Source organism: Kitasatospora sp. NPDC096204, from assembly GCF_044763205.1.
Lineage (GTDB): Bacteria > Actinomycetota > Actinomycetes > Streptomycetales > Streptomycetaceae > Kitasatospora.
The window spans coordinates 106556-117307 of record NZ_JBIWFT010000006.1 but is presented as its reverse complement, the minus strand read 5'-3'; the positions used below and the strand labels follow the sequence as shown (position 1 = coordinate 117307).

Annotated in this window: 7 protein-coding genes; 6 read left to right on the top strand and 1 reads right to left on the bottom strand. The window is 76.5% G+C overall.

The window, feature by feature from the left end; translation table 11 throughout:
* Nucleotides 1-128 precede the first annotated feature (128 nt).
* On the bottom strand, nucleotides 129-914 hold the full coding sequence (locus ACIQ87_RS08840; protein ID WP_402403649.1) for a class I SAM-dependent methyltransferase: 786 nt from the start codon (nucleotides 912-914) through the stop codon (nucleotides 129-131).
* Between the two features lie 212 nt (nucleotides 915-1126).
* On the opposite strand from ACIQ87_RS08840, the gene ACIQ87_RS08835 reads away from it, so the two are divergent.
* The 6 genes from ACIQ87_RS08835 to ACIQ87_RS08810 all read left to right on the top strand — a co-directional run bounded on the left by ACIQ87_RS08835 (nucleotide 1127) and on the right by ACIQ87_RS08810 (nucleotide 10721).
* Complete coding sequence (locus tag ACIQ87_RS08835; protein WP_402403646.1) at nucleotides 1127-2926, top strand: RNA ligase family protein; 1800 nt, start codon at nucleotides 1127-1129, stop codon at nucleotides 2924-2926.
* Nucleotides 2926-5817: an RNA repair domain-containing protein gene (locus tag ACIQ87_RS08830; RefSeq protein ID WP_402403643.1), complete on the top strand. Its 2892-nt coding sequence runs from the start codon at nucleotides 2926-2928 to the stop codon at nucleotides 5815-5817. Before ACIQ87_RS08835 ends, ACIQ87_RS08830 begins: the two co-directional genes overlap by 1 nt.
* Nucleotides 5818-6072: 255 nt before the next feature.
* Nucleotides 6073-6975, top strand: a complete 903-nt coding sequence (locus ACIQ87_RS08825) for a transglutaminase-like domain-containing protein (protein ID WP_402403640.1) — start codon at nucleotides 6073-6075, stop codon at nucleotides 6973-6975.
* Between the two features lie 68 nt (nucleotides 6976-7043).
* Nucleotides 7044-7637, top strand: a complete 594-nt coding sequence (locus tag ACIQ87_RS08820; protein ID WP_402403637.1) for an ArsR/SmtB family transcription factor — start codon at nucleotides 7044-7046, stop codon at nucleotides 7635-7637.
* Nucleotides 7638-7675: 38 nt separating this feature from the next.
* Entirely contained in the window at nucleotides 7676-8974 is a 1299-nt protein-coding gene (locus ACIQ87_RS08815) for an MFS transporter (protein WP_402403634.1), read from the top strand.
* Nucleotides 8975-9299: 325 nt separating this feature from the next.
* Nucleotides 9300-10721 (top strand): pyridoxal phosphate-dependent decarboxylase family protein, encoded by a 1422-nt coding sequence (locus ACIQ87_RS08810; RefSeq protein ID WP_402403631.1) that lies wholly within the window; start codon nucleotides 9300-9302, stop codon nucleotides 10719-10721.
* Nucleotides 10722-10752 lie beyond the last annotated feature (31 nt).

The following is a 10752-nucleotide window of genomic DNA, read 5'->3' as shown; positions in this document are numbered from 1 at the left end:
GAATCGGCCAGTTCAGCACTCTCTCTCGACTTTCAAACATCGAATTGACGAGAGGTCGTGCACAACTCGGGCGGCGGCTCAACCGGAGACGGTCCCCGGGCTGCCGACTGCGGGCTGCGGGCTGCGGGTCAGGTGCGGGTGGCGCGGCGGATGATGAGCATGTCCTGGGTGTGGCCGATGGCGTAGCCGCCGGCCGGGAGGGCGAAGTGCTCCTGGACGTAGGCGGTGAGGGCCGTGCGGGAGGGGCGGGGGTCGAGGGTGGCCAGGTCGGCGACGTTGACCATGAACTCGGCGACGTCCACCGCCTCGGCGAGGTGGGGCGTGCGGTAGTGGAGGCCGAGCGTCTCGAGGGCGTGGTCGTGCTCCGGGTGCCGCTCGCGCAGGCGGTCGGCGAGCGGGCCGAGGTCGTAGCGGACGCCGGTGAAGTGCGCGGCCATCCGCATGCAGGGGCTCTCCGGGTTCTGGAGCACCACCAGGAGGGTGCCGCCGGGTGCCGTCCAGTCCAGGGCGCGGGTGACGGTGCCGAGCCAGTCCGCCTCGGGCACGTAGTAGAGCACGTGGGAGAGGTGGACGAGGTCGGCCTGCTCGGGCGGGTGCGCCCGGTCGAGCGGCTCTGGGAGGACCAGGGCGTCGGGGCAGGCCGTACGGAGCTTCTCCCGCATCGCGGCGCTGGGTTCCACCGCGATCGTGCGCTCGAAGGAGCGGCCCAGGTAGGCGGTGGTGCGGCCGTCGCCCGCGCCGAGGTCCAGCAGGACCCGGCGGTGCGGCAGGGCGGCCGCGATCTCGCCCAGCCGGGCGTGGGTGATCGGCTTCTCGTCGGTGCCGGCCAGGAAGAGCTCGAACGCCCGGCGGTAGTCGGCGCTCGCCACGTCCAGCACCCGGACCGGATCCGCGTCCCTCGTCCTGGTCTCCACTGTCGGCCTCCCCTGGTGACGGCGTGTCGGGTCGCGCCATTGCACCGCGGGGGCGCGGCGCGGGGGTGCAGTGACGTTCCTGCCCGCGTGTCGTCCGGATTCCGCCGCCAGGCCCTGCCCCGGCGACCGGAGGCCCCCGGTTATTCGGTGGCCCGGGCCGCGCGGCCGCTCCTACAGTGTCCGCCGGATCAAGAACGACCAGGGAGCCGGACATGCGTGTGCACTACCCCCGGACGCCGCATCTGCCCTGGTCACCGGGCGCCGCGGCGGACGACGTACGCGCCGGGGACCTGTCCGCGCTGGCCGGCGCCGAGGTCGTCGTCACCGAGAAACTGGACGGCGAGAACACCACCCTCTACCGCGACGGCCTGCACGCCCGCTCGCTGGACTCCGCCCACCACCCCTCCCGCGCCTGGGTGAAGGGCCTCCAGGGCCGGATCGCCCCGCGCATCCCGGACGGCTGGCGGATCTGCGGCGAGAACCTGTTCGCCCGGCACTCGATCCCGTACACCGACCTGGAGAGCTGGTTCTACGGCTTCTCGGTCTGGACGGGCGCGACGGGCACGACGGGCACGACGGGCGGCACAAGCGGGCCGGGCGCGACGGGCGGCCCCGACGGCCGGGACCACTGCCTGGACTGGGACGACACCGTCCGCTTCCTGCGCCGCCTCGGCATCCCCGCCCCCCGGGTGCTGTGGCGCGGCCGCTACGACGAACGGGCCCTGCGCGCCCTGCGGTTGGACCTCGACCGTCAGGAGGGGTACGTGGTGCGGACCGTCCGGGGCTTCCCCCGGGCCGAGTTCGGCGAGCGGGTCGCCAAGTGGGTGCGCCCGCGCCACGTGCGCACCGACACCCACTGGATGCACGCCGCGGTGGTGGAGAACGGCCTCGGCCCGGGCGCCGCGCTCTGGGCCGTCCGGTCCGGCGCGCTGCCCGAACCCCCCGCCCTCGCAGCCGCCCTTGGTCTCCCCGAACTCACCGTCCCGCCCGAGGAGTTGGCCCAGGTATCGGCCCGGCTGGACGAACTGGGCCGGGGCGGCGACGCCCGGCTGGCCGGCGTGCTCGCCACCGCGCTGCGCACCGCCCCCCGCCAGTCGCTGGCCCCTCTGCTGGCCGGGCCGCTCGGCCTGCCGCTGGCCCGGCAGGTCGCCGACCTGGTCGGGCTGCACCCGGCCCTCCAACGGCCCTACCCGGACGAGGAGCGCCGCGCCGGGCTGGTCAGGCTCTCGGCCGCCGCCGACCTCGGGGTGCTGCACGCCGTCGCCGCGACCGCCGCCCCCGGCCCGGCCGAACGCGAGCTGGTCGCCTGGTCCGCGCTGTACGCCGAGGACGCCGGCCTGCTCGACCGGGCGCCGCTCGCCCCACTGCGGGCCGGCCTGCGCGAGGCGCTGGCCGGCCTGGACCGCGACGCCGCCGACCGCTGCTGGGCCCAGGCCCGCGAGGCGTACGCCCTGGGCCGGATCGCCACCGCCGAGGAGGCCGCGGCGGCCACCTGGCGCTGGCGCGACGGCCGCTTCCCCCGGCTGGTCCACCTCTGCGGCCCCTCCGGCAGCGGCAAGAGCGGCTTCGCCGCCGGGCTCACCGACGTGGCCGCCCGGATCAGCCTGGACGACCTGCGTGCCGCCCGGGGCTCGCGCGCCGACCAGCGCGACAACGCCGCGGTGCTGCGCGTCGGGCTGGCCCGACTGGAGGCCGCCCTCGTCCCCGGCGACCCCACCGGGCCCACCGCCGTCTGGGACGCCACCTCGCTCAACCGGCAGCAGCGCTCCCTCGTCCACGCCGTCGCCCAGCGCCGCGACGCCCTGGTCACCCAGGTCGTCCCGGTGGTCGGCGCGGACGAGCTGCGGCGCCGTAACGCCGTCCGGCCGCACCCGGTGCCCGCCGAGGTGCTCACCTCGCAGCTGCACCGCTACGGCCCGCCGTACCCCGGCCAGGCGCACCGCACCTGGTACGTCGGCCCCGGTGGCACGGTGGAGGACACGGCGGGCACGCTCGACGAGCAGGAGGACTGATGCGCCCCATCGAACAGATCTGCCAGCGCATCCGCTGGGACGCCCGCTTCGACCCGGCCCGGTTCACCCTGGGCGTGCGCCAGCGCGACGACCGCACCGAGCGCGTCCCGCTGGAGGCCTTCACCGCCTCCGGCGAGATCCCCTGGCACCGGGTGCACTGGGTCGAGGCGGACGGCGTACGGGTCTGGGACCGCGCCTCGGGCGTCGACCTGCTCGACCGCACCGAGGCCGGGCGCCGCACCGACCCGCCCCGGCTGCCCGCACCCTTCTTCACCGCGACCACCCCGTACGCCTGGCACCCGGACGGCGGCTGGCGCCCCGCGGAGGCCGGTCAGAAGGCCCCGACCGCCGCCGCCGGCCTGCGCGTGGTCACCTGGAACACCCTCTGGGACCGCTACGACGGCGACCGCATCGCCACCGCCCGCCGCAGGCCCCTGCTGCTCGCCGCGCTGGCGGCCGCCGACGCCGACGTGATCGCCCTCCAGGAGGTCGAGCCCGCCCTGGTCGCGCTGCTGCTGGCGGCGCCCTGGGTCCGCGCCGGGTACACCGTGGGCGCCGACCCGCTGGGGCCCGAGATCGACGACCACGGCCTGCTGCTGCTCAGCCGACTGCCGGTGCTGGCGGCCGGACGGCACGCGCTGGGCCCGCACAAGGCCGTCACCGCCCTCTCGGTACGGACCGCCGGCTCTGCGCTGACCGTCGCCGCCGTCCACCTCAGCAGCGACCACTCACCGGACGGCGCCGGCCGGCGCCAGGCCGAACTCGCCCGACTGGCCGAGGGCCTGGCCGGGGTCGAGGGCGAGCTGCTGCTGCTCGGGGACTTCAACGACGCCCGCTCCGACGCGTCGGGACCGGCCGCCGCGCTCGGCCTGCGGGACGCCTGGACCGAGGTGCGCGGGCCGGCCGACGACACCCCGACCTTCGACCCGACCGCCAACCCGCTCGCCGCGGTCTCCTCGCTGACCGGCCGGCCGGGCCGCCTGGACCGCGTGCTGCACCGCGGCGACGGCGCCCGCGCCACCGCCGCCGTCCTGCTCGGCGACCGCCCGGCCGAGGACGGGCTCCTGCCCTCCGACCACTACGGGGTGGCCGTCGACCTCGCGCTCGACGGCGAGGGCTCCGCCGGCCGCTCACCGGACGTCCTGGACGCCGCGCCCACCGCCCGTACCGCCGTCGCCTGGCTGCCGCCCGAGGAACTGTGGCCGCCGATCCAGCGGCTGCGCGAGGCGTACGACCCGCGGCTGCGCCGCTGGCCCCCGCACGTCAACCTGCTGTTCGGCTTCGTCCCGGAGGCCGAGTTCGACCGCGCCCTGCCGCTGCTGGGCGCGGCGGCCGCCGAGGTGGCGCCGTTCACCGCGCGGCTGGAGGGCGTGCACACCTTCGGGCACCGCGAGGACGCCACCGTCTGGCTGGACCCGGCCGCCGCGTCCCCCGCCCCGTGGGCGGCGCTGCGGCACGCTCTGGAGCGGCGCTTCCCCCGCTGCCGCGGCCGGGCCGGGGGCTTCACCCCGCACCTGACCCTCGGGCGCGGCGAGGACCCGCAGCGCGTGGCCGCCGACTGCGCGGCCCGGCTCACCGCGGCCCCGGCCCGGGTCGGCGAGCTGGTGGTGCTCTCCCGCCGGGGCGCCGAGCCGATGCGGCCGCGCGCGGTGGTCTCGCTGGGGACGGGCGAGGTGCGCACGGTGCCCGAGCAGCCGGTCGCCTCCCCCGCCCCGGAGTCGGCCCGACACACCGCCACCGCCCGGGCGTTGGCCCGGCGCGTCGCGGCGGCCCTGCCGGAGGGCGTGGTGCACACGGTCGGCTCCCGGCGGCTGGGCTGCCAGCTGGACGGAGGGGACCTGGACCTGGTGGTCGCGCTGCCCGGCGCCGCCGACCTGCCCGCCGTCCGCGCCCGGGTGACGGCCGCGCTGCCGCAGGCCCGGGGGCTGCGTGAGGTGCGCGGCGCCCGGGTGCCGGGGCTGCGGCTGACCGCCGACGGCCTGTCGGTCGACCTCGTGGTGGTCTTCACCGGCGCGCTCGATCCGGCCCGAGCCGTCGACCGTCGGGCCGAGTTGGGCGAGGCCGAGGCCGTCGCGCTGAGCGCGGTCACGGACGCCGAGGCGATCCTGACGGCGCTCGGCAGCCACCACGCCCGCTTCGTCCGGCTGGCACGCCAGGTCAAGGCCTGGGCCCGGGCGCGCGGCCTGGACTCCGCGCCCTTCGGTCAACTGCCCTCGATCGCCTGGTCGGTGCTGGCCGCGCGGACCGTCCTGGACGCGGCCGGCGGCCCCGAGGGCGACCTCTTCCCGCGCTTCACCGAGACCTGGGCGGGCTGGGACTGGCGCCGGCCGGTCGCCCTCACCGGCGACCCGACGCCTCCCTCCTCCGGCCCGCTCACCGTCCTCACCCCCTCCGCCCCGGTCCGCAGCTGCACCACCCAGGTCGGCGCGGAGCTGCGCGACCTGCTCGCCGAGGAGCTCTACCGCGCCTGGGAACTGACCGCCGAGGCCGCCGACGCCGGTGAGGCCGGTGACGCCGGTGACGCCGGTGACGCCGGTGACGCCGCCGAGGCCGCCGAAGCCCCCTGGCCGGCCCTGCTCGCCGCTCCCCCGCTGCACCGCCGGCACGCCGCCTGGGCCGTGATCGGCACCGACGAGGAGTCACTCGGCCTGGTCCGCGGCCGCATCCGCGCGCTGCTGACCGCCCTGGAGGAGGCCGGGGCGACCCGGCTGCACGCCTGGCCCCACCCGTACCGGACCGCCGACGGCCGCGTCCACCTCCCGATCGGCCTCGGCCCCGCCCCACTCCCCGCCGCCCGGATCGCCCCGCTCGCCAAGGCCTGGTCCCGGACCCTGCCCGGCGTCCGGGTCGAGTACGTCGACGGCGGCGGCGTCCCCACCCCGAGCCGGTGAACCACCTCGCGCCCCCGAGCCGGTGAACCGCCTCGCGCCCCGACCCGGTGAACCACCGGCCGCCTCGGCCCACCGCACCACCTCGCGCCCCCCGACCCACCGAACCCATCCCGATCGCCCGCACGACGCCCGCCCGAGGAACCACACCGATCAGCCGAACCACCCCTGCCCGTCCGGCTCTTCTGGACAACCGCCCCGAAAATTTGCCACGGTGAGGACCAGCGGCCCAGCCATCGATCATGCGGCCGAAGCCCCATGGAGTTCCCCGTGCCCTCCGCCGACTTCCCCGCCTTCTACCTCGGGCAGAGCGTCTTCTCCGACCCCGGCGCCCACCTCCCCCGCTACGCCGAACTCCCCAGGGATCCGAGCCGACTCGCCCGGATCGCCCGGAACCTGATCATCCATCGGCTCGAAGGCCGGCTGTTCCACCACCCCATCCCGGCCGACCGGCTCCACCACGACGCCGAGACGCGCTACCTCGACGACATCCTGCACCTGATCGCCGACCGCGACCCGGCCCCGCTCAGCCACCCCCGGGCGCCCGCCGACCGCTTCGTCGGCGTCTGCCGGGACCTGGCCCTGCTGCACTGCTCCTTCCTCCGCCACGTCGGCGTCCCGGCCCGGCTGCGCTGCGGCTTCGCGGACTACCTCGGCCCCGACGGCTTCCACTGCGACCACGTGGCCACCGAGTACTGGGACGACCGGCGCGGCTGGCTGCTGGCCGACCCGCAGCTGGCCGACCCGAAGGTCGCCGCCGCCTGGGAGGTGGACTTCGACCCGATGGACGTCCCGCGCGACCGCTTCCTGGTCGCCGGCCGGGCCTGGCGCACCATCCGCTCCGACCGGGCCGCCGCCGGCTCCTTCGGCGTCCACCCGCCCGAGGAGGGCCCGCTCAACGGCGAGTGGTTCGTCGCCCACTCCACCCGGCTCGACCTCGCCGCCCTGAACAAGGTCGAGACCCTCCTCTGGGACACCTGGGGCACCGGCTCCACCAACACTCCCCACGCACCGTACGACGAGGTGGCCCACCTGACCGTCGGCCCGGTCGACCTCCCCGCCGTCCGCCGCCTCTTCACCGAGCACGACGCGCTGCGCACCCCGAGGACCGTCCTGTCCCTGGCCTCCTTCAACGGCCCCCGCGAGGTCACCCTGCGCTGACGGCCGCCCCACCTCCCAGATCCGAAATTTTCATTGCGCAATTTTTCTTTCAGATCTATCGTCGACGCATGCCCGAAGAGCCCCGGCCCGACCGGATCACCGACCTGTCCCGCCTGAAGGCGTTCACCAACCCGCTGCGGATGCAGCTCTACCGCCTGCTCTACGCCGCCGGCAGCGCGACCGCCTCCCAGCTCGCCGAGCAGGTCGGCCAGGCGCCGTCGCTGGTCAGTTACCACCTGCGCAAGCTCGCCGAGCAGGGCTTCGTCACCGAGGCGATCGGCCGCGGCACCGACGGCCGGGAGCGCTGGTGGCAGGTCGCCTCCGAGGAGGGCTGGGGCTTCCGGGAGTCCGAGCTCGCCGGCACGCCCGAGGGCGCCGCCGCCGTCAACGCGGTGACCAAGGGCCTGGTCGACTCCCGCTCCGCCCAGTACCGCGCCTACCTCGACCAGAGCGCCGCCTGGGGCCGGGAGTGGGCGGACGCGGCGTTCAGCTCCGAGTGGATGCTCGATCTCACCGCACCCGAACTCGCCGAGCTGAACGACGAGTTGCAGGCCCTCTCGCGCCGCTGGCGGGAGCGCGGCAAGGCCGCGCGGGCGGCCGGCGACACCGTCGGCCGCGAGCACGTGTCCGTCCACCTGTACGGGTTCCCCTTCCGCCCCTGACACCGGCGCCGCCGTGTCCCCGACCGCCGGAGTCCCCGATGACCCTCGCGGAACCGACCCTTCCCCGCCCGACCGCCACACCGCCCGCCCACCGCGACGGCAACGTGCTGCGCTGGCTCGCCGCGTACACCGCCTCCCTGATCGGCGACAGCGTCTACTTCGCCGCCCTCGCCTGGGCCGCCCAGCGGTCGGCCGGGCCCACCGAGGTCGGCCTGGTCATGGCCGCGGGCGCCGCCCCGCGCGCCCTGCTCATGCTCGGCGGCGGCGTCCTGGCCGACCGGCTCGACCCGCGCCGGGTGATCCTCGGCAGCGACGCCCTGCGCTGTCTGCTGATCCTCTCGGTGGCCGCCGCCATCGCGCTGACCACGCCCGCGCTCTGGCTGCTGGTCGCGGTGGCGCTGGTCTTCGGCGGCGTGGACGCCCTGTTCGTCCCCGCCGTCGGCGCCCTGCCGCCCCGGATCACCCGCCCCGACCAGCTGGCCCGGGTCACCGGCCTGCGCTCGCTGGCGATGCGCCTCGGCCAGATCGCCGGACCGCCGCTGGGCGGCCTGGCCATGGGGCTCGGCGGCCCGGCCGCCGCCTTCGCCACCGCAGGACTGCTGTTCGCGCTCTCGCTGCCGCTGCTGCTCTCCGTCCGGATCAGCCCGCTCGAAGCCCCGTCGCACGACGCGCCCTCGGAGAACGCACACGCGGACGCCACCCCGCCCCGGCGCGGCACCCCGCGCGCCGAGCTGCTCGACGGGCTGCGCTACATCCGCCGCCACCCCCTGCTCGGCCCGCTGGTCGCCGCCGGAGCCGTCTGCGAACTCGGCCTCACCGGCACCCTCAACGTCGGCATGGTGCTGCTCAACGCCGAGCGCGGCTGGGGCCCGTCCGGTTACGGCTGGATCGTCGGCTGCTTCGGCGCCGGGGCCGCCGCGAGCGCCGCGCTGCTCGCCGTCGTCGGGCGGCTCCCCCGGGCCGGACTGACCATGGCCGGCACCCTGCTGGCGGGCAGCGTCGGCGCGGCGGCCATGGCGCTGGTGCCGCAGCTGTGGACGGCAGCCGTCCTCGCCGCCCTGGTGGGCCTGGGCGCGGGCGTCTTCGGCAGCCTGGACGGCGCCCTGATCCAGACCACCGCCGACCCCGCCTACCTGGGCCGGGTCACCTCCGTCACGATGCTCACCATGGTCGGCCTCGCCCCGCTCAGCTATCCGCTGGTCGGCGCCGCCATCGGCGCCTGGGGCACCGCCCCGGTCTTCGTCGGCTGCGGCGCCCTCTCCTGCCTCGGCGCCGCGCTGGCCCTCGCCTCCCCGGCGGTCCGCCGCGCCGAACTCCCGCGCGCCACCGCCCGCTGAACTCCCCCGCCGGGCCCGCTCGGTGAGCCGGCTACCAGGCGACCGGGAGCGCCTCGACGCCGTAGAGCCGTCGAGCCCTCACGGAAGCGCGGGTCGGCCTCGGGGACGGCGAGCCGCAGGGCGGGGAAGCACAGCGACAAGGCCGGCAGCGCCACCTTCGGTTCCAGCCGGGCCGGTTGCCGCCCGAGGCACTGGTGGCCGAACGGCGTGAGTTCCCCCCACCTGTCGAAGGTTTCAGGCCACCCGCACCGGATTGGACCGGGACGCCGCCCGCCCCGGTGGTTAGCGTCGAGCGCACCGTCAGACCGACCAACGGAGAAACGCCATGCACCCCGAACTCGCCGCCGATCTGGGCCGGCTGCCCGAGATCCTGGAGGAGGCCCGGCAGCACGCGCTCACCTTCCTGGCGGGCCTCGACGAGCGGCCCGTGGTCACCCGGCCCGATCGGCCCGATCGGCCCGAGGACGAGCCGACGCGACCTCCCGCCGTCACACCGCTCGCCACCGAGGGCGGCGGGGTGCGCGCCGCCCTGGCCGAGTTCGAGCGGCGCTGGGAGCCCCGGCTGTCGGCGAGCGCCGGGCCGCGCTACTTCGGGTTCGTGACGGGCGGGGCGACACCGGCGGCACTCGCCGGTGACTGGCTGACCTCGGCCGTGGACCAGAACTCCAACTCCTCGCTGGATCCGGCCGGCCAGCAGCTGGAACGGGAGACGGTCGGCTGGCTGCGCGAGCTGTTCGGCCTCTCGGCGGCCCACCACGGCACCTTCGTGAGCGGCGCGGCGATGTCGAACACGGTGGGGCTGGCGGTCGCCCGCGAGTGGCTGGGCGAGCGGCTCGGCGTGGACGTCGCCGAGGACGGCGTCGGCGCGCTGGGGCCGGTGCGGGTGCTGTCCGGCAGCGCGCACTCCAGCGTCGCCAAGGCGCTGTCGGTGCTGGGTCTGGGCCGCGCGGCGCTGCGGTCGGTGCCCGTCCTGCCGGGCCGGGAGGCGGTGGACGTGGCGGCGCTGGAGCGGGCGCTGGCCGAGGCGGACGGGCCGTGCGTGGTGGTGGCCAACGCCGGGACGGTCAACACCGTCGACTTCGACGACCTGCGGGCGATCGCCGCGCTCCGCGAGCGGTACGGGTTCTGGCTGCACGTGGACGCGGCCTTCGGCGCCTTCGCCGCGCTGTCGCCGGAGCACGCGGAGCTGGTGGCGGGCCTGGACCTCGCCGACTCGGTCTGCGTCGACCTGCACAAGTGGCTCAACGTGCCGTACGACAGCGCCGTGCAGTTCACCCGCCGCCCGGACCTCCAGGCCAGGGTCTTCCGGAACGCCGCCGCCTACCTCGGGCCGCTCGGCGAACACCCGGACCTGGTCCACCTGACGCCGGAGAACTCCCACCGACTGCGCGCCCTCGCCGCCTGGTTCACCCTGCGGGCGTACGGCCGCGCCGGGCACCGGGAGATCGTGGAGCGCTGCGTCGCCGGTGCCCGCGCGCTCGGCGCGGAGGTGGCCCGGATCGACGGCCTGGAACTGCTCGCGCCGGTGCGGCTGAACGTGGTCTGCTTCACGCTGACGACGGACCCGACCCCGGAGCGGCTGGCCGGACTCGCCGCCGAACTGGCCGAGGAGGCCTTCCTCACCCCCACCCACCACGCGGGGCGGCCCGCCCTGCGCGCGGCGTTCAGCAACTGGCGCACCACCGAGGCGGACGTCCGGCGGACGGCGCGGGCGCTGGCCCGGGCCGTCCGGAAGGTGACGGCCTGAGCGTCACGGCCTCGGCCCCGACGATCCGGAG